Here is an 18,567-nt window from a genome sequence, read left to right as displayed (position 1 = left end):
TTTATTTTAATATTCTGAAACTTAAATAATAAACAAATGACGGCTTAGCCGTCATTTGTTTATTATCTTATTTAGAAATTGATGTTTTAATTTTTTCAACAGCTTCTTTTAAAGCTTGAGCTGGTTCTAATTGACCATTTATAATTTGAGATAATGCATCTCCCATTGGTCCCCAAACCGACCCCATTTCTGGAACATTTGGCATAGGTTCTCCACCTGCTGCACTTTTTACAAATGCATCAACGATTTCTTTTGGAACAGGTCCGCCTTTTTCTTCGATAATTTTAGCAACATCTGTTCTTGCTGGTAATCTTGGATCTGCTAAATAGAATTCATAAATTCCCTCTTTTGTAGCTAAGTAATTAATTACAAATTCTTTTGCCAAAGCTTTATTTTCACTTCTTGCATTTATCATTAAACCTTGAACGCCAACAAATGGTTTTCCAAAATGACCATCAGATAATTTTAATTCTGTTAAAGGTAATACTCCAAAGTCTATTCCTGCATTTATATAGTCTTTTACAGCCCATGGCCCATTAATAATCATAGCAGCTAAACCATCTTTGAACATTGAATCCATCGTTCCGTAGTTAGCTCCTTGTGGAATTAATCCTTCATCAAAGAAAGATTTAATTAATTCAGCACCTTTAATTGCCCCATCATTTGCTAAACCAATATTATTTACGTCATAACCATTTTCTTTTGTCCATTTAAATACATATCCACCATTTCCAGCGATAAAGCTATATGAGAAATAGAAATTTCCAGCATCATATACAAATCCTAAAGTTTCATCAGTTGTATATTCTGCGGCAATGGCTTTTAAATCTTCGATAGTTTTTGGAGCTTCCTCAACATAATCTTTATTGTATAATAAAGCAACAGCTTCAATTGCATAAGGAACGCCATATAGTTTCCCATTTACTGTGAAAGCATTTAAACCTGATTGTGCGAATTTATCTGTTTCTATAGCAGAAAATGGAATTGAATCGATTAAACCGTTTTCAACTAATTCTCCAACCCAGTCATGAGCACCAACAATGATATCTGGACCTTCTCCTGCTTGTGCAGCTGTTAAAAATTTTGATTTAATGTCACCAAAGTTAACTTGTTGCACTTCAACCAATATTCCTGTATCTCTCGTAAATTTTTCACCAAATGCTTTCATAAAATCAACCTGTTTTTCTGAACACCATACAACTATCTTGTTTGATACTGCAAATATGGAAGTAAATGCAAATAATACCAATAATGTTAATACTGCAGCTTTTTTCATCTTTTTACCCTCCCTTTACTATTTTTATAAAAAAACTGTTACAGTAAAATTATAACACATAATTTTATATTTTTCTATATCTTTTTTTATTTTCAAGGGAGTTTATAAACGATTATAACGTTTTATTACTAATTAAAAATTAAAAAAGTTATCTTATAACTAAATATAACATATTTTGTGTAATCAAATCATAATCCTTAAAATACAAATTATATAGTTTATCTGTAAAAATTTTTGATTCTATTTCAAAAATAGCTGTATTATTAGAATAATTATAAGAATATACTTTAAAATTATTCGTTATTAAATTATAAATTTTTTGATATTTTTCATTTGAAATATCTAATATAACAATCTGAACAGGAAGACCGTTTGCGAGATAATCCATCCATGTTTTTATTATTTCTTTAGAAAGCTTTTCACCAACAATTTCAGAACTTTTTCTTACAGCTGTCTTTATAGCACCTATTTCCGTTACATCAGAACCTCCAGATTCAGCAGACACACTTGCAACCAATTTGCCTGTTGATGTCCAATAGGCTTTAAGCTCTATTTTACTTCTTGCTGTACTCAAACCATAATATTCTCCAGAATATTCAGCATATATATTGCCTTCAATTAAAATGTCAAGTCCTTCATTAGCTAAATTTATTTTATCCGATAATTTTTGTATTTTCCTCAAATCAAATAAATTAAAACCATATTTGCTTAATTTTCCTTCAATAGTTGTTTCCGCAATTTTTATATAAAAATCGTTACTCCTTGTTATTGGAATAAAAACACCTATTTTGGGTTTTTTCATCTGTTGTAATATATAGAAATAATCATCATCTGTTAATTTTTTTGAAACTTTATACTTTGCTTTTATTTTATAAATTCCATTTTCATTTGTTTTCTGTAATATTTCAGAATTTTTTATAAATCCATAGGTTTTTGAAAGTATTGTTTTATCAACTAATTTGAAATTTTTTACAGTTGTTTGATTATATAATTTCATTCCTACTATATTTTGTAAAGCCTGAATACGCGCGTTAGTTTCCGCTTCTTCATAATTAATTCCTTTTCCTTCCACTACAATCTCATCAAAGTCATTATCCGTAGAAGAAAAATATTCATAAGGTTCCGTTTCGGGTTGTGAAGAACAGGAATTTAGTATAAATAAAAACATGATTAACAGAAAAAAAACGCTTTTTCTCATATTCATCCCCCTTTGTAATAATAAATTCCATTATTTTCTATTATTATCCCCTCTATGGTCAGAATTGTTAGCCTTTGTAGTATAATAGATGATTCCTCAGATGTATAATATATAATTTTTTCAAATGTATTAAAATTATTAGTTATAGCCTCAATTATTTTAGAATCTAATGGATTTTTAATATCAATATTATTAGTATTTTCAAGATTAAAAATTTCTTTTAAATGGTTTTCCGAAATAATCGGTATTGCACCATTATAAATTAAATTATTCGTTCCTTCAGAAGATTTTTTTGTAATATCCCCTGGAATCGCATAAACATCTATACCATTTTCTATTGCTAATCTAGCTGTTATTAAAGAACCACTTTTTTTAGCTGCTTCTATTACAATTATGCTACTACTCAATCCAACAATTATTCTGTTTCTTTCAGGAAATCTAAACGGTTGAGCAGGCGTGCCTGGAGCATATTCTGAGATAATACATCCATTATTTTCCAATATTTCATTATATAAGGTTCTATTAAAAGCAGGATATGGAATATCCACACCACTACCCAAAACCGCTATCGTTTTATTTTTTATAGCTCCTTTATGAGCAAATGAATCTATTCCATAAGCCATACCACTAATTATGACGTATTTTTTTGATAATATCTCAGAAAAGGAAAAAGCTATATTTTTTCCATATGCTGTGCATTTTCTTGAGCCTACTATTCCAATAGATTTTTCTTTCAATAATTTTACATTACCTTTTATATATAAGACTAATGGCGAGTTATATATTCGCCTTAACTTTTCAGGATATTCTTCATCAAAAAAAGTAATAACTTTTATATCCTTTTCTTTCAAAATACTATAAAACTCTTTTAATTGTTTATGATCAATTATAGGCTCTTTATTATTTTTAATATTATCGATTATTTTTTTATTAGGCTCTTTCAAAAATTCCTTCATCCATATAATACTATTTTGAATCATTTTTAACATCCTTTTTATGTTCTCTAATTTCTCTCGTTAAAAAATAATTCAATGTGGTTCTAATTGCAATTATAGTTGCCAGATGTCCGGTATCATTCCATGTTGGAGATACTGTTGTTCTAAGGATACTTGCCCCTATCAGAAAACTTAACCCTAGAGAAAAAGAATGTCCAAGTTCTAACCGACTTTCCCATATACTCACTTCGGATTCTTTTCCAAAAAGTACATCCTTTAAAAATATAGAAAAACCTTTTATCATTCCAAATACTATTACAATCATAGCTAAAATATATGATATATTTGAAACGTAATCAACAAGAATTTCAACAACATGATGAATTCCCATTTAACCACTCCTTTATCTTCATTAATAACAATTTTATCATAAAAATTTAAAAAATAAAAAGCAACCTTTAATTGGTTGCTATAAATTGATAACTTCTAAATTTATAGGCATTTCTTTAGATCTATAAATTTTAAAATAAAAATTCATCAAATCAGGAAATTTTCTAAATCTTTTTGGTTCTCTTAACATTCTATATAGCCATTCTAATCCAAAAAACTGAAATAATTTCGGTGCTCTTGGTATCTTACCGGATATAACATCTATACTCCCTCCAACACCCATAGCTAATTTTACATTTAACCTATGAATATTTTTGTAAATAAATTCTTCCTGTTTTGGAACACCCATTCCTACAAAAAGGATTTCAGCACCACTATTATTAATTCTATTAATTACTTCTTCTGTATTATCAAAATAGCCATGATGCGTTCCAACAATAGAAATATCTGGATATTTATTTTCTAAGTGTTTTTTTGCCTTGTTTGCAATACCAGGTTGAGACCCCAATAAAAATATTTTATGCTCCTGCCATTCGCAAATTTTTAACATTGTATCTATTCCTGGACATCTTTCAGTTGTATACCCCCATTTTTCGAGATACTTTACAACACCAATACCATCTGGTATTGATATTGTTGCATTCTGTAATTCATATTTATATTCATCATTTTTAAAATATTCTAAAAACATTAATGCGTTTAAAGTTACAACCCAAACTTTTTCATCTGAATTTATTTTTCTTTTTATAAAATTCCACATTTCTTCCTTTTTACCCGATAATAATTTTAAACCAAATAATTGTATCATTTGAGTCACATCATTCCCACCTTTTTGATATACAATTTTTTTATAAACTTTTTTAATAAACGCTTCTATTTATTTTTTCTTTATCTTTACCTTAAATACCTAATAAATTATAATTAATGTGCTAAAATATATAACGGACTGTATATTGCTAAACCTTACTCAATTTTATATTTTACCATATTTCTGTCTTAATTTATTAATATGAATGTTAAATTTACAATAAAAATGGAGGTTGATTGTATGGATAATAAAAAAAGTGCTATAGATAGATTCATAGATAAATCTTTTCAGGAAAGTATTCCAAAAGAATTACCAGTAATTGCAACAAGAGCTAAATTAGTAATTTTTCCAAATTCCATATTACCAATGTTAATCGGAAGAAAAAAATCTATAAAAGCTCTTGAAGAATCTCTTGAGAAATACAACAACATGATTTTTTTTGTTTCACAAAAACATATAGAACAGGAAAATCCCAAAATTGAAGATTTATATAAAATCGGAACTGTTGGAAAAATTGTTCAAATAGTAAAATCACCAGAAGGTGAGTATAAAATTTTAGTTGAAGGATTGAAAAGAGCTAAATTCAAAAAAGTTATTGAAACAGAAGAACTATTTAAATTTGAAATTACTCCTCTTGAAAAGAAATATAAAATCACAAAAACCTTAGAGGCACTAGTGAGAAAAGCAAAAAATTTATTTGAAAAATATATTAGTTTAACAAAAAAATTCCCTCAAGAAGCAATAATGGTGTTAGAAGATACTAATGATCCTGAAATTATAAGTGATTTAATAGCATCTGTTTTACCTCTTGAACTAGAAGAAAAACAAGAATTATTGGAAGAGTTACACCCCAAAAAACGTTTAGAATTAGAATTGGAATTTCTTGCAAGAGAAATTGAATTATTGGAAATAGAAGAAGTTTTAGAATCAAAAGTAAGGGAAAAAATTGAAAAAGGTCAAAAGGAATTTTATTTACGGGAAAAATTAAAGGCTATTCAAGAGGAACTCTCTGGAGAATCTGATGAAGAATTTAAAGAGATCAAAAATAAGATTGAAAATTTCAATTTACCAGATTATGTAAAAGAAAAAGCGGAGTACGAACTAGGAAGACTTGAAAAAATGTCGCCATATTCTCCAGAATCTAATGTCGTTAGAACGTATTTAGATTGGATTATTAATTTGCCCTGGAATAATAAAACTGAAGATAGACTGGATATAAAAGAAGCTGAAAAATTGTTAAATAAAAATCATTATGGGTTAAAAGACCCAAAGGAAAGAATTTTAGAATTTCTGGCTGTAAGAAAATTAACAGATAAACCAAAAGCACCTATTCTATGTTTCGTAGGTGCTCCGGGAGTTGGTAAAACATCTCTTGGAAAATCTGTCGCTGAAGCCTTAGGAAGAAAATTCGGAAGAATTTCACTTGGTGGCATAAGAGATGAAGCTGAAATACGCGGACATAGAAGAACATATGTGGGAGCTATGCCAGGTAGAATAATTCAATTAATAAAAAGACTAAATGTGAAAAACCCGGTTATTGTACTGGATGAAATTGATAAAATGGGAATTTCTTATCAAGGAGATCCTGCCTCTGCTCTCTTAGAAGTTCTTGATCCAGAACAAAATAATAGTTTTATAGATCATTATTTAGAAATACCATTTGATCTCTCTGAAGTGATTTTCATTACTACTGCTAATGTGTTGCATACAATCCCTTCAGCTTTAAGGGATAGAATGGAAATTATACATATTTCAGGATACACTGATGCTGAAAAGTATTATATAGCCAAAGATTATATAATTCCACGTTTAATTGAAGAACATGGAATAAAACATTCTCAAATAAAATTGAATAAATCTGCTTTACAAAAGATAATTTCTGAATACACAAGAGAAGCTGGCGTGAGATCTCTAGAACGTGTTCTGGCAAAATTAATGCGAAAAACTGCTTTAAAATTAGCTGAAGGTGAAAATAAAGTTACTATTAAAGTTAAAGATATAGCTGATTTTTTAGGTACTCCACCATATTTCAGATCAGACAAATTAAAAAAACCCGAAATAGGCGTGGCTACAGGAATGGCCTGGACAGCATATGGTGGAGAAATTTTGCAGGTTGAAACGCTTATAACCTCTGGTAAAGGAAAAATCATAATTACAGGTAAATTAGGAGAAGTTATGAAAGAATCTGCGCAAATAGCATTAACGCTATCAAAAGTATTAATAGAAAAATTTGATGAAAAGTTAAAAGACAAATTTGAAAATTGTAATTTTCATATACATGTTCCAGAAGGGGCTGTACCAAAAGATGGTCCATCTGCCGGGATTACTTTAACAACATCAATAATCTCCTCAATATTAAAAAAACCTGTCAACAATGAAATTGCTATGACTGGCGAAATTACTTTAATGGGCAAAGTATTACCTGTAGGTGGAATTAAAGAAAAGTTATTGTCCGCATATAGAAGCGGAATTAAAGAAGTAATAATCCCTAAAGATAATGAAAAAGATTTAGAAAAAATTCCAGAAGAAATTCTAAAAAGAATAAAAGTCAATAAAGTTAATAATATTGAAGAAGTATTAAAAATAGCTTTACTGGGGTGATAAAAATGTCTAATAAAATAGAATTAGTAAAAACCGCATATATAAAAGGAGATTATCCTCCTGTTCTTAATTCAGAAATAGCATTTGCCGGAAGATCTAATGTTGGAAAATCAAGTTTGCTTAATAAAATATTCGGTATAAAAATCGCAAAAACAAGTTCTAATCCTGGAAAAACTCGATCTATAAATTTTTATAGTGTAAATAACAAAGGTTATCTTGTAGACTTACCTGGATATGGATTCGCAAGCGTTTCAAAAGAGGAAAAGAAAAAATGGGCTCAATTATTGGAAGATTACTTTACTAACAGATTTTCATTACAGATGGTCTTTTTGCTAATCGATCATAGGCATGAACCACAAAAGAAAGATATTGAAATGATACAATGGTTGAGACAACTAGAAATACCTTTTATTATAGTTCTTACAAAACTCGATAAGTTAAAGAAATCAGAAAGAAATAAAAAACTCAAAATAATACAAACTGAATTATCAAAATATGGAGAATATTTATATTTCCCTGTATCTTCAAAAACTGGCGAAGGTATAGGCTTATTAAAAAGTGAAATATATAAATATTTAAAATAGCAGGTAAGTAATTACCTGCTATTTATAATTATTATAATATAAAGATTTTATCTTTAATTAATTATAAAAATGTCAACTCAATCTGATAAAAATAATACTGCACTTAAGTGCAGTATTATTTGCATTCAGTACACATCCCATATATCTTCAAGTCGAAATCTTTAATTTCAATATTTTCATATGGTAAAATACTTCTTATTTTTTCTTTATCCAAATCCAACTTTAAGGCCTTCCCACAATTTTCACATATAAACAACACTCTGGGAGCGTCATCAAAATCTTCAATCAATTCATATCTTGGTGTTCCATCTTCAAAATCCAACTTTCTAATAATACCTATTTCTTCTAAAAGATCTATACCCCTCTTTACTGTCATTTTACTTGTTTTATGACTTTTTTTCTTTCTGATATTCATATATACATCATCTAAACTCAATAATCTTCCTTTTGATTCCATAAATATTTTTAAAATAAGCTCTCTTTGTGCAGTCATCCTTTGTTTTTTATCTCTGAGAACCTTTTTTAATATTTGTTGGGACATAGTGTAAAATCCGCCTCCTCATATTTTAGTTCGATTCAATTTTACAGCAAAAAAAAAACTTTTTGATTTAAATATTATTAAAATTGTGTTCCCTTTTATTTAATTCAAACAGTGTGTATATCAATTTTCCACCCGGTAATCTTCGCTGCAGCACGAGCATTCTGACCACCCTTACCTATTGCCAGAGATAATTGATTTTCAGGGACATGAACCAAAGCTGTTTTATTTTTTTTGTCCAATTTAATTTTCAAAACCTGTGCAGGCGCTAGAGCATTTTTTATCAATTCTTCGACATTATCTGACCATCTAATAACATCTATTTTTTCCAAATTTTTCAAATCATCTAATATTTGGCTTATTCTTACACCATTTTCACCAATACATGCACCTACTGGATCAATTTTTGGGTCTTCTGAATAAACTGCTATTTTACTCCTTATTCCGGGTTCTCTGTATATTTTTTTTATTTTTACTATACCATCTTCAATTTCAGGTATATTCATTTTGAATAATTCTTCCACAAATTCTGGTGCATTTCTTGTCACAAGAATTTTAGGCCCTTTAGTTGTTTTTTGAATGCTTTTAATGTAAACTTTTATGATATCTCCAGAATATAGGGTTTCATTAGGTATCCATTCTTTTTTTGGTAATTTTGTTTCCAATTTTCCAATCCTTATATCCGCATAATCGTTTGTTACCAATAATACTTCTGCTGTGGTTATTTTACCCTCAAGTGGAGCATATTTATGATATAAATTTTCTTTTTCTATTTCTCTAATACTTTGCTTTATAACCTGTTTAGCTGTTTGTGCAGCTATTCTTTTAAATTCTTTCTTCGGGTTTATTTTCTTTTTAACAACATCCCCCAATTGTACTTTTGAACTTATTTTTTTTGCTTCATCTAAAGTAATTTCTTCACCTTCTTTTTCAACATTTTCAACAACTTTAAGAAGTTGATATATTGAGATTTCTCCATGATTTTTGTCCACAATTACTTCAACATTTTCCATCTCATAATTATTTTTATAAGCTTTTTCTATTGCTTTTTCGATAATTTCTAAAAGAACCTCTTTTTTTATATCTTTTTCTCTTTCCAATTCTTCTAATGCTTCTATTAAAACCACATTCATATAATCACCTCCACTTTATAAATCTATTTCTAAATTTGATCTAAGTATTTTTGTATAAGGAATATTTAAAAGTTTTCCACCATCTTTTTCTCTTATAAATATAGTATTATCCTCTATATTTTCGATATATCCTTTAACAACAGAACGATTTTGTATTCGTTCTTTTAAGATTATTTTAGCTAATTTTCCTCTAAATCGTATAAAATCTCTTAAATTTCTTAATGGCCTATCCAATCCAGGAGAACTAACTATTAAATCATAAGAACTATCTATTATGTCTTTTTCATCAAGATATATCTCTATTTCTCTTGAAAACTTTTCACATTCGTCAATTCCAATATATCCATCTAACTTATCAATAATTATTTCTAATTTTAATTTTCTTCTGATTTTTTTCATTGAAACATCAAATATTTCAAGATTCATCCTTTTAGCAATTTCATTAGCTTTTTCTTTTATCAGGTCAATTTTCATAATAATACACCTCCTTATTAATAAAAGAGAGTTCGAGGGCGAAGCCCTCGAACATCTTAAATAATTTATTTCAATGCGATTATATCACATTTTTTTTATAAAATCAAGTGGAAATTGCAAAACCGAACGCATCTTTTTCGAATGCAATTATATCATTTCTGGAAGTTACTATATTTTTATCTTTTTTTCGTAAATTTTCCCCAAAAACACTGGAAAGAATTTTTTGTGATGAATCGCTAGCATACATTTCTATTTCAGAAATTTTCCTTAATAATTTTCTTCTATTTTTATCAATATTATTAAACGCTCCTCCTTTAATCATCTGTTCTATAATATTTCGTGTAATTCCTATATTTTTAGTTCTTTTTATAAAGTCTTCAAAGGATATATAGTTTCCATTCTTATTAACATCATCAAAAATTTTTTTCTCCACAAACTCACCAACACCTTTTATAGTTCTCAAAGGAAGTATAACAACACTTTTTTTAATTTTTCCTGATGGAAAATTTATATCAGGTAGTAATAAATTAATGTTCATAAGTTTTATTTCATTATACAAATCAAAAGAAAATCCTTTATACTTTATATATTCAAGATAAAACCTTTCGGGATATAAACTTTTTATTTCAGCAATCCAATAACTCAAATGCGAATATGCTACACTATGAGATTTATTAAAAGCATATTGAGCAAAAATTTCTATTTTTTTATATAATTCTTTTGCTTCCTTTTCTCCAATTTTTTTTGCTGCATTCGAAATAAATTTTTCTTTTAATGCTGTAACTTTTTTAATATCCTTTTTGGCAATAGCTTTTCTAAAATTATCAGATTCATGTGCTGCCAATCCGCCTAATTTTTGTGCCAGATACATTACCTGTTCTTGAAATATAATAACCCCTTTTGTTTCCGGTAGCATCTTTTTTAAATACTCTTTCGAACTTCCTTCTAAATACTCATCAAACATTCCTGAATTCAGAGGACCTGGTCTATTTAATGCCAATAATATATATAATTCATTAAAATTTTTAGGTCTTAATTTTCTGGTTAATTTTTTTGCCAGATTCGATTCAAGTTGAAAAATTCCTTCTGTTAAACCTCTTGATATCATACTATATACGTTTTTATTGGATAAATTGAAAAATTTATCTTTAGAATAATGAAAGTTGAATTTTTTTAATAAAGATAGCGTATCTAAAGATAATAGGTCAAATTTTTCTATACCAATTAACTTTAGTTCGTCCATCTCCCATAATGTTGCAGGAATGTTTCTTGAAAAATCAAGTGGTATGATATCTTCGATGTTTTTATCTGACAAAATTACACCCGCAGCATGTACGGATTCAGCTGTTTCAATTCCTTCAAGATAAAAAGATAATGTATAAAAATCTTTTATTTCCGGTTTATTATATAATTTCATATTTTCTTTATCTCTTATTTTTTTTGTAAATTTATTTGAATAATCTATTCCCAAAATACTTTTGACTTTTTTAAAAACACTTTTACTTTTCATTCTTACATAAGTTCTAACCTGAGCAACTTTAAATTCTTTCGCCAAATTTTCAATAAGAACGTCTCTTTTTTCTGACTCAATATCAACATCAATATCGGGTAATTCCTGTCTTGATTCGTTTAAAAATCTTTCAAAATAAAGATTGTATTTTACCGGATCTATTAATGTTATACCAAGCATATAAACAATTAAAGAACCTACGGCTGAACCTCTTCCGGGTCCTATTAATATTTTAGATTCTTTAGCAATATCAATTATCTTTTTTACAGTTAATATATAATCTGAAACATTTAGTTTTCTGATAATTTCTAATTCATATTTCAATCTATCCATATAACTTTCCGGTATTTTTTTTATTATTGGTAGAATACTTTCATATAACTTTTTAAATCCACCCATATTAGGAATGTCAACAAAAAATTTGGAAATATCATAATTAGTATCTATACTTAAAATATAATTATATAATTTCTTATCAATATAATTTTCAATACTGTAATTTTTCCTTATATAATCACCATTAAGATTATTTATTAATTCTGAAAATCTTTTCGTTGGATATACTATTTTTCTTAAAATTTTTTTACTGGAAAAAAAATATAAATTATCTTTCATTCCATTATATATTCTTATAGCTTTTTTAAGATCTTCTGTATTTTTAAGTAATGCAACATTGTTTTTATATTCAAAAAATATTATAGGCTTTATCTTATACAAATTGCATGTATGTATGAAATCTATCCACGATTTTGGATGGTTTTCTAATATTGCAATAGATGAATAATTATATTTTTTTGCCAGTGGAACCAAATCTCTTATTTGAATATAAGATTGTCCAATTGTTTTAGAGGTTACAACAGGACCTAATATTTTCAAAATAATCACCTCATTAAATGCATACTCCATATAAAAAATAAATATTAAAATTTTCTTTAGTAATATTTGTTAATATTTTACACATTCCAATTCTTTTATAATTCAATTTATATGATTTTTCTAACCGCTTTCAATGCTATTATAACACAAAACCAGCTTACTAATAGTAAGCTGGTTAAACACTGGTAAAATATTTCTAACAAAATCAATTTTAGGGATATAATAATAAAGTCTCGCAATTTGCGAGACTTTATTATTATATTGCTCTCTTTACTTTTCCAGCTTTTAAACAGCTCGTACAAACATTCATTCTTTTTATTGTTCCATCTTCTAAAACAACCTTAACTTTTTGAATATTTGGTTTCCACCATCTTCTTGTTGTTACTTTAGAATGAGCAACGCTATTGCCTGCTGTTGGTCTTTTTCCACACACTTCACAAACTCTAGCCATTTTAATCAGCCTCCTATATATTTTATTATTTATTATATTTAATGTACCTTATATATTATATACATAAAGATGAATTTAATATTTAAATAAGGTTAATTTTATTCATCATTTTCAATTAATTTCTCTTCATCTTCAAATTTCATTGGCTTTACTATTGGATAAGCTATAACATCCCTTATTGTTTCTGCATTAGTAAGGAACATAACAAATCTATCTATACCAATTCCGAGACCACCTGTTGGTGGCAACCCATATTCTAAAGCTCTAACAAAATCAAGATCCATCATCTGAGCTTCATCATCACCTTTTTCTTTTAATTCCACTTGCTTTTTGAATCTCTGTAATTGATCTACAGGGTCATTTAATTCACTAAATGCATTTGCTAATTCTCTGCCATATATGATTAATTCAAATCGTTCTGTAACTCTTGGATCTTCTCTATGGCGTTTAGCCAATGGTGATATTTCAACAGGATGTTCCAAGACAAATGTTGGTTGAACTATTTTGTTTTCAACTAACGACCACAATTCATCTATATAATGCCCTTTATCTTCTACCTGAATATCAACCCCATTTTCTTTTAAAACTTCTATCATTCTTTCATCTGAATCCTCTAAAATATCAACCCCAAGATGTTCTTTTATAAAATCTCTCATCTTTACTCTTTTAAAAGGTGGTTTGAAATCAATTTCTACTCCTTGATAATTAATTTTTGTTGTACCATGTATTTTTTCTACAACATATGATAAAACTTCTTCTGTAATTTTCATCATATCATTATAATCAGCATATGCTTGGTATAATTCCATCATCGTAAATTCAGGATTATGTTTATAAGAAACACCTTCATTTCTAAAATTCTTACCAATTTCAAATATTTTTTCCATTCCACCAACAACAAGCCTTTTTAAATATAGTTCGGGAGCTATCCTCAAATACATATCAACATCATAAACATTTAAATGTGTTACAAATGGTCTTGCATTTGCACCACCTAAAATAGGATGCAATGTTGGTGTTTCTACCTCTATAAATCCCTTTGAAGATAAAAATTCCCTGATATATCTAATAGCTTTAAATCTTGTTACAAATGTTTTTAAACTCTCATCATTGGCTATCATATCAACATATCTCTGTCTGTATTTAACTTCTTTATCTTTTAGTCCATGCCATTTTTCAGGTAATGGTCTCAATGCTTTTGACAAAATTTCAAAATCCAATATTAATAAAGTTAATTCTCCTGTATGCGTCTTAAAAGGAAATCCTTCTATTCCAATCCAATCTCCAATATCCATATATTTTTTGAATTCGTCGAATTTTCCGTCAGCAACTTTATCCTTTCTTATATATGCTTGTATTCTTCCTGTATCATCTTTTATTACTATAAAGGCAGATTTTCCATGCTTTCTAATTGACATCACTCTACCAGCAAACTTAAATATTTCATTTTCTAATAATTCCCCATCAGAAATATTGTTGTATTTTTCTTTTATTTCTTCAACTTTCATATCCTTTTCAAATTTGTAAGGATATGGATTCCTTCCTTCTTTTCTAATTTCTTCTATCAACTTTAATCTTTGCTCTCTTAAATCGCTCAAATCAAGCACCTCCATATTTTAATATAGCTAATATTTCAAGTTCTCTTTCTTTATTTGATGGTGTTTTAAACTTTATTTTATCACCAATTCTTTTCTTTAATAAAGCTTTTCCTAATGGAGATTCTGAACTAATCTTTTTAGGATTGGAAAATATGTCAGCTTCCTGTGAATTAACTATCTTATAGGTTTCTTCTATATTCTTTTTTAAATCTTTAACAATAACTGTATTCCCTAAATTAACTTCCTCATTATTGCTTTCAGATTCATCAATAACCTCTGCATTTTCCAATATATAATCAATTTCTTTTATTCTTGAATCAATCTTTCCCTGTTCATTTTTTGCTTCTTCATATTCACTATTTTCAGATAAATCACCTAATTCTCTTGCCTCTTTTATTCTTTCAGCAATTTCAGTCATTAATTTTTTCTTTAACGCTTCTTTTTCTTTTATTAAATTTTCATAACCTTCTTTTGTAAGTTGTATCTTTTCACCTGGTACCATATTTTAAACCTCCTTAATTTTCTTTTTTCTTTAAATCATTTATTATTTTTATAAAATGGTTTAAATCTCCGAATTCTTTATATACTGAAGCAAATCTAACATAGGCAACATGATCAAGCTCTTTTAATTTATTCATAATTATATCACCTATTTTTCTGCTTTCTATTTCTGAAGTTCCCATTTTTCTCACAATCTCTTCAATTTCTGCAACCAGATTTTCAATTTGCTCATAACTTATAGCTCTTTTATGGCAGGCTTTAATTACTCCATTTAATACTTTTTGCCTGTCGAATATTTCTCTTTGTCCATTTTTTTTAATAACAAAAATTTTATGCATTTCATATCTTTCATATGTTGTAAATCTACTACCACATTTCAAACATTCCCGTCTTCTTCGAGTCACAGTACCTTCAGCAATTGTTCTTGAATCCAATACTCTCGTTTCATCGTGTCCGCAATATGGACATTTCATAAATATCCACCTCTTTTTATATTATTAGCTAATTTTTCCAATTTTTTTATTTTATAATATAACGAAGATTTTGATATATTCAATGATTCAGCCATTTCGCTTAAACTATCACTTTCATTTTCCAATCTATACAATGCTATTTGTTTTAATTCATCTGGCAACTCATCAAACAATCCATTTTCTAAAAGAATATTAATACTTTCAATTTGTTTCGAAGCACTTTCTGCAGTTTTAGTTGCATTTGCAGAAATAAAATTAAACGTCCGCGACACATTACTTTTCAATTCGCGAACTTTTATAATATTCGATATTTTTTCCACAGAATCATGTGCTCCTATTAATTCAAGCACATTTAGAATATCTCTAGATGATTTTATGTATATTTTTATTTTATTATTTTTTGTTATATAATTGGCTTTAATTCCTATAAGATTATGTAAATTTTTTATTATTTTTTGCGCAAAAAAATCAGTAAAATCAGAAAAAATTTCAAAATGGTAATTTTTGGTAATTGAAACCGACCCACAACTCAAAAACAAACCTCGCATAAAAATACCAAATAAATATGGGTCATTATAAATATATTTCGGAATATCATCAGAAAAAATATCTATATTTTTTTCTTCAAAAACTATTTTTGCATGCATTAAATTAAAATAAAGTTCTCCCATTCTCCCTAATTTTAATCTTTTTTCAATTTTTATATAAGTTGTTATCCATTCCTCAAATAATTCTTTAGAAATCTTATATACTCTTTTCAGAGTATTCATTGATGAAACAGATAATTTTAAAAAACGTTGATCTCCATTTATAACAAAATTTCCCTTTCCTTTTATAAAACCAAATAATTCTACTTCAGGGTAATCAATTTTTGTATTGACCAATTCTAATTTAACATTTTCTGAAAAAACTGACATTTCTATCACCTGTCAATATCTCTATGAAAAATAGATACATTTAGATTATTATCTTTTAGCAAAGCATAAATCTTTTCTGCTACATAAACAGATCTATGACGACCACCTGTACACCCTATTCCAATGTTAATAGAAACTCTACCTGTTGATGAATACCATTTTTGAATTTTTAATATCAACTCAAAGATGGATTTTACGGTATCCTTTGATTCTCCAAAATGCTCTAAATAGTTTATAATATCTTTATCTTTTCCAGTTTGAATAAATAATTCTTTTATATAATAAGGATTGGGTAAAAACCTTACATCAAACAAATAATCTAAATCGTTTGGAACAGAATATTTAAACCCAAAACTAATTATTTTTATTTTTGTGTTATTTTCTTTATTTTCTTCTAAAATTTCAAAAATTTTTTCTCTGAATTTTAAAGGTTCGAGATTTGTAGTATCTATAATAATATCTGAAATTTCCTTTATAGGTGTCATTAATTCAACTTCTTTATCTATAGCTTTTTCCAAAGAATTATTTTCGTTTTGTAAAGGATGGGAACGTCTTGATTTCATAAATCTAATCTTTATAGTTTCTACAGAAGAATCTAAAAATATAACTTTAAAATCATTATCTCCTTTTTTAAATGTCTTTCTAATCTTTATTATTTCATCTTTTAATCTCTTCGGATCTTTCCATCTAATATCACTAACAAAAGCAATATTTTCTATATCTGAACTTTTTAAAATCATAATTAGAAATTCTTTAATTAAATGCGGTGGAATATTATCTATAGTATAAAAGTTAATATCTTCTAAAATCTTTAATATTGTTGTTTTTCCAGCTCCAGATAATCCCGTAATTAGTAAAATTTTTCTTTTCTTCACCATAAAACCACTTCACTTTCATCAAAAGCAAGAGATAAATATTTAACTTTATAATTCTTATGTAAAATTCTTTCTGAATTATATATGAATTTGGGTAAATTACCTGAAACAAAAAAAGTAATTTCTGGAGATGATTCATTAATTGGTATATAATTTTTTAATGAATCCACAATTCCGTTAGCAGGGTCTACTATCTCACCTTTTACCGCTTTTTTTATATGTTTTTCCAAAATCGGATAATGAGTGCAACCCAGAATAATTTTGTCATATTTTTTTTGTTTTCTCAAATAAAAGTTTACAATTGATTCTGCTATTGGTCCGTGCCATATTCCTTCTTCAATCAACGGTACAAATAAAGGACAGGCTATTTCACTTAATTTCACTCTTTTAGAAGCTAAAAGCTCTCTATAAGTTCCTGTTTTAACGGTATTTTCGGTAGCCAATAGCAAAACCCTTTCGTTTGCATTTACCTGTTGAACAGCATTTTCCAATATACTGATATATTTGAATTTATAAACAGACATATCTATATAATTTCTTAAAATTATTGAATCAGAGGTATTACATGCAGCAGCAACAATGTCTATTCCGAGCTCATCGTAAAATCGGAATAGACTTTTCAAAATTGATATAATTTTTTTTATTGGTTTCGAACCATAAGGTACATTCATGGTATCACCAAAATAAAAATACTGGTGGCCTTTAAAGGTCTTGACCACCTTTTTCAATACGGTTAATCCACCTATACCTGAATCGAAAAAACCTATTTTCATAATTTACACACCACCAAACTACACTTTATTACGGGAGACAAAAGAGACTTTATCTATTAAATCTTTTAATCCGTTTTTTAATTCTAATTTTTCCAGATTTTCATTTAATAATAAAAACAACAGGATATGAACAAGATCAGGATTGTTCATTTTAGAATATATATCTTCAACATTCTTTTTTATGTTTTCTAAAATTTCATTTACAATTTCTTCAGGTTCATCTGTAATAAAATCGTATTTTTTTCCCATTAAATCAAAATATATATGTTTTTGTCCTTTGTCTCCCATAAAACTTCACCACCTGAAAATCACCATTTAGATTCTTCTTGCGAATATGTTTCAGTAACAGATTCATTACTAATAGATTCTTCTTGAGTTTCAAATAAATTTCCTTCAGAAGAATTGTCTTCGCCAAGGATTTCTTTTAATTTATAATTGATATCCTTGATATATTTTTCCATATCTTCTTCGTTTTTCTTTAATTCTTCAAGTTGGTTTTTTAATGCATCTCTTTCTCTTGAAAGATTTTCATATTCAGCGTATAATTCTTCATTTTCTTTTTTTAAAGCCTCTTTTTCTTCTTTGAGTCTGTTGTACTTCTCAGTTAAATTGTTTATAATGTTTTCAAGTTCTTTTAAAAGTTCCATATTCATACC

General features: G+C 27.6%; 20 protein-coding genes. 2 read left to right on the top strand and 18 right to left on the bottom strand.

Annotated elements, in window-relative coordinates; translation table 11 throughout:
- Positions 1-67: 67 nt before the first annotated feature.
- The 5 genes from malE to X275_RS07785 all read right to left on the bottom strand — a co-directional run bounded on the left by malE (position 68) and on the right by X275_RS07785 (position 4,607).
- Complete coding sequence (gene malE / locus X275_RS07805) at positions 68-1,276, bottom strand: maltose/maltodextrin ABC transporter substrate-binding protein MalE (RefSeq protein ID WP_047268290.1); 1,209 nt, start codon at positions 1,274-1,276, stop codon at positions 68-70.
- Positions 1,277-1,424: 148 nt separating this feature from the next.
- The gene (locus tag X275_RS07800; RefSeq protein WP_047268289.1) at positions 1,425-2,474 is read right to left on the bottom strand and encodes a hypothetical protein; all 1,050 of its coding nucleotides are present in this window, start codon (positions 2,472-2,474) and stop codon (positions 1,425-1,427) included.
- A 2-nt stretch (positions 2,475-2,476) separates the two neighbouring features.
- On the bottom strand, positions 2,477-3,454 hold the full coding sequence (gene dprA / locus X275_RS07795; protein ID WP_047268288.1) for a DNA-processing protein DprA: 978 nt from the start codon (positions 3,452-3,454) through the stop codon (positions 2,477-2,479).
- Positions 3,441-3,800 carry a DUF1622 domain-containing protein gene (locus tag X275_RS07790; protein ID WP_047268287.1) on the bottom strand — a complete coding sequence of 120 codons (360 nt, stop codon included), beginning with the start codon at positions 3,798-3,800 and terminating at the stop codon, positions 3,441-3,443. The genes dprA and X275_RS07790 overlap by 14 nt, the downstream gene beginning before the upstream one ends.
- Positions 3,801-3,878: 78 nt before the next feature.
- Entirely contained in the window at positions 3,879-4,607 is a 729-nt protein-coding gene (locus X275_RS07785; RefSeq protein WP_052913740.1) for a WecB/TagA/CpsF family glycosyltransferase, read from the bottom strand.
- A 240-nt stretch (positions 4,608-4,847) separates the two neighbouring features.
- Between X275_RS07785 and lon the strand changes: the two genes are divergently transcribed.
- Positions 4,848-7,208, top strand: coding sequence for an endopeptidase La (gene lon / locus X275_RS07780; RefSeq protein WP_047268286.1), 2,361 nt, complete (start codon positions 4,848-4,850; stop codon positions 7,206-7,208).
- Positions 7,209-7,213: 5 nt separating this feature from the next.
- Positions 7,214-7,792: a ribosome biogenesis GTP-binding protein YihA/YsxC gene (gene yihA, locus X275_RS07775; protein WP_047268285.1), complete on the top strand. Its 579-nt coding sequence runs from the start codon at positions 7,214-7,216 to the stop codon at positions 7,790-7,792.
- A 115-nt stretch (positions 7,793-7,907) separates the two neighbouring features.
- Here the strand turns inward: yihA and X275_RS11130 are convergent, their stop codons facing one another.
- The 13 genes from X275_RS11130 to X275_RS07710 form a co-directional block, all read right to left on the bottom strand.
- Positions 7,908-8,333, bottom strand: coding sequence for a Fur family transcriptional regulator (locus tag X275_RS11130; protein ID WP_052913733.1), 426 nt, complete (start codon positions 8,331-8,333; stop codon positions 7,908-7,910).
- Positions 8,334-8,437: 104 nt separating this feature from the next.
- Entirely contained in the window at positions 8,438-9,463 is a 1,026-nt protein-coding gene (gene nusA / locus X275_RS07765; RefSeq protein ID WP_047268284.1) for a transcription termination factor NusA, read from the bottom strand.
- Between the two features lie 15 nt (positions 9,464-9,478).
- Positions 9,479-9,937, bottom strand: coding sequence for a ribosome maturation factor RimP (gene rimP, locus X275_RS07760; RefSeq protein WP_047268283.1), 459 nt, complete (start codon positions 9,935-9,937; stop codon positions 9,479-9,481).
- Positions 9,938-10,040: 103 nt separating this feature from the next.
- Positions 10,041-12,323 carry a DNA polymerase III subunit alpha gene (gene dnaE, locus X275_RS07755; protein WP_052913730.1) on the bottom strand — a complete coding sequence of 761 codons (2,283 nt, stop codon included), beginning with the start codon at positions 12,321-12,323 and terminating at the stop codon, positions 10,041-10,043.
- 256 nt (positions 12,324-12,579) lie between these two features.
- Positions 12,580-12,774, bottom strand: coding sequence for a 50S ribosomal protein L28 (gene rpmB / locus X275_RS07750; protein WP_047266155.1), 195 nt, complete (start codon positions 12,772-12,774; stop codon positions 12,580-12,582).
- Positions 12,775-12,872: 98 nt separating this feature from the next.
- Complete coding sequence (lysS, locus tag X275_RS07745; protein WP_047268282.1) at positions 12,873-14,387, bottom strand: lysine--tRNA ligase; 1,515 nt, start codon at positions 14,385-14,387, stop codon at positions 12,873-12,875.
- Positions 14,374-14,874 carry a transcription elongation factor GreA gene (greA, locus tag X275_RS07740; protein WP_047266153.1) on the bottom strand — a complete coding sequence of 167 codons (501 nt, stop codon included), beginning with the start codon at positions 14,872-14,874 and terminating at the stop codon, positions 14,374-14,376. Before greA ends, lysS begins: the two co-directional genes overlap by 14 nt.
- A gap of 13 nt (positions 14,875-14,887) precedes the next feature.
- The gene (nrdR, locus tag X275_RS07735) at positions 14,888-15,346 is read right to left on the bottom strand and encodes a transcriptional regulator NrdR (RefSeq protein ID WP_047268281.1); all 459 of its coding nucleotides are present in this window, start codon (positions 15,344-15,346) and stop codon (positions 14,888-14,890) included.
- Positions 15,343-16,263: a DNA-binding protein WhiA gene (whiA, locus tag X275_RS07730; protein WP_156168723.1), complete on the bottom strand. Its 921-nt coding sequence runs from the start codon at positions 16,261-16,263 to the stop codon at positions 15,343-15,345. Before whiA ends, nrdR begins: the two co-directional genes overlap by 4 nt.
- A gap of 5 nt (positions 16,264-16,268) precedes the next feature.
- Positions 16,269-17,138 (bottom strand): RNase adapter RapZ, encoded by an 870-nt coding sequence (gene rapZ, locus X275_RS07725; RefSeq protein WP_052913728.1) that lies wholly within the window; start codon positions 17,136-17,138, stop codon positions 16,269-16,271.
- Positions 17,135-17,911: a glutamate racemase gene (gene murI / locus X275_RS07720; RefSeq protein ID WP_047268278.1), complete on the bottom strand. Its 777-nt coding sequence runs from the start codon at positions 17,909-17,911 to the stop codon at positions 17,135-17,137. The genes rapZ and murI overlap by 4 nt, the downstream gene beginning before the upstream one ends.
- A gap of 18 nt (positions 17,912-17,929) precedes the next feature.
- Positions 17,930-18,199 (bottom strand): hypothetical protein, encoded by a 270-nt coding sequence (locus X275_RS07715; RefSeq protein ID WP_047268277.1) that lies wholly within the window; start codon positions 18,197-18,199, stop codon positions 17,930-17,932.
- A 20-nt stretch (positions 18,200-18,219) separates the two neighbouring features.
- Positions 18,220-18,558, bottom strand: coding sequence for a hypothetical protein (locus X275_RS07710; RefSeq protein ID WP_047268276.1), 339 nt, complete (start codon positions 18,556-18,558; stop codon positions 18,220-18,222).
- Positions 18,559-18,567 lie beyond the last annotated feature (9 nt).

It is taken from the genome of Marinitoga sp. 1197, from assembly GCF_001021165.1.
Classification (GTDB): domain Bacteria; phylum Thermotogota; class Thermotogae; order Petrotogales; family Petrotogaceae; genus Marinitoga.
The sequence above is the reverse complement of the archived record's forward strand: the minus strand, read 5'-3'. Positions and strand labels throughout refer to the sequence as shown.

Bases quoted from the DNA above. Each gene is read 5' to 3' on its own strand.
- malE (WP_047268290.1), bottom strand. From the start codon at position 1,276: ATGAAAAAAGCTGCAGTATTAACATTATTGGTATTATTTGCATTTACT.
- X275_RS07800 (WP_047268289.1), bottom strand. From the start codon at position 2,474: ATGAGAAAAAGCGTTTTTTTTCTGTTAATCATGTTTTTATTTATACTA.
- dprA (WP_047268288.1), bottom strand. From the start codon at position 3,454: ATGATTCAAAATAGTATTATATGGATGAAGGAATTTTTGAAAGAGCCT.
- X275_RS07790 (WP_047268287.1), bottom strand. From the start codon at position 3,800: ATGGGAATTCATCATGTTGTTGAAATTCTTGTTGATTACGTTTCAAAT.
- X275_RS07785 (WP_052913740.1), bottom strand. From the start codon at position 4,607: ATGATACAATTATTTGGTTTAAAATTATTATCGGGTAAAAAGGAAGAA.
- lon (WP_047268286.1), top strand. From the start codon at position 4,848: ATGGATAATAAAAAAAGTGCTATAGATAGATTCATAGATAAATCTTTT.
- yihA (WP_047268285.1), top strand. From the start codon at position 7,214: ATGTCTAATAAAATAGAATTAGTAAAAACCGCATATATAAAAGGAGAT.
- X275_RS11130 (WP_052913733.1), bottom strand. From the start codon at position 8,333: ATGTCCCAACAAATATTAAAAAAGGTTCTCAGAGATAAAAAACAAAGG.
- nusA (WP_047268284.1), bottom strand. From the start codon at position 9,463: ATGAATGTGGTTTTAATAGAAGCATTAGAAGAATTGGAAAGAGAAAAA.
- rimP (WP_047268283.1), bottom strand. From the start codon at position 9,937: ATGAAAATTGACCTGATAAAAGAAAAAGCTAATGAAATTGCTAAAAGG.
- rpmB (WP_047266155.1), bottom strand. From the start codon at position 12,774: ATGGCTAGAGTTTGTGAAGTGTGTGGAAAAAGACCAACAGCAGGCAAT.
- lysS (WP_047268282.1), bottom strand. From the start codon at position 14,387: ATGGAGGTGCTTGATTTGAGCGATTTAAGAGAGCAAAGATTAAAGTTG.
- greA (WP_047266153.1), bottom strand. From the start codon at position 14,874: ATGGTACCAGGTGAAAAGATACAACTTACAAAAGAAGGTTATGAAAAT.
- nrdR (WP_047268281.1), bottom strand. From the start codon at position 15,346: ATGAAATGTCCATATTGCGGACACGATGAAACGAGAGTATTGGATTCA.
- whiA (WP_156168723.1), bottom strand. From the start codon at position 16,263: ATGTCAGTTTTTTCAGAAAATGTTAAATTAGAATTGGTCAATACAAAA.
- murI (WP_047268278.1), bottom strand. From the start codon at position 17,911: ATGAAAATAGGTTTTTTCGATTCAGGTATAGGTGGATTAACCGTATTG.
- X275_RS07715 (WP_047268277.1), bottom strand. From the start codon at position 18,199: ATGGGAGACAAAGGACAAAAACATATATATTTTGATTTAATGGGAAAA.
- X275_RS07710 (WP_047268276.1), bottom strand. From the start codon at position 18,558: ATGGAACTTTTAAAAGAACTTGAAAACATTATAAACAATTTAACTGAG.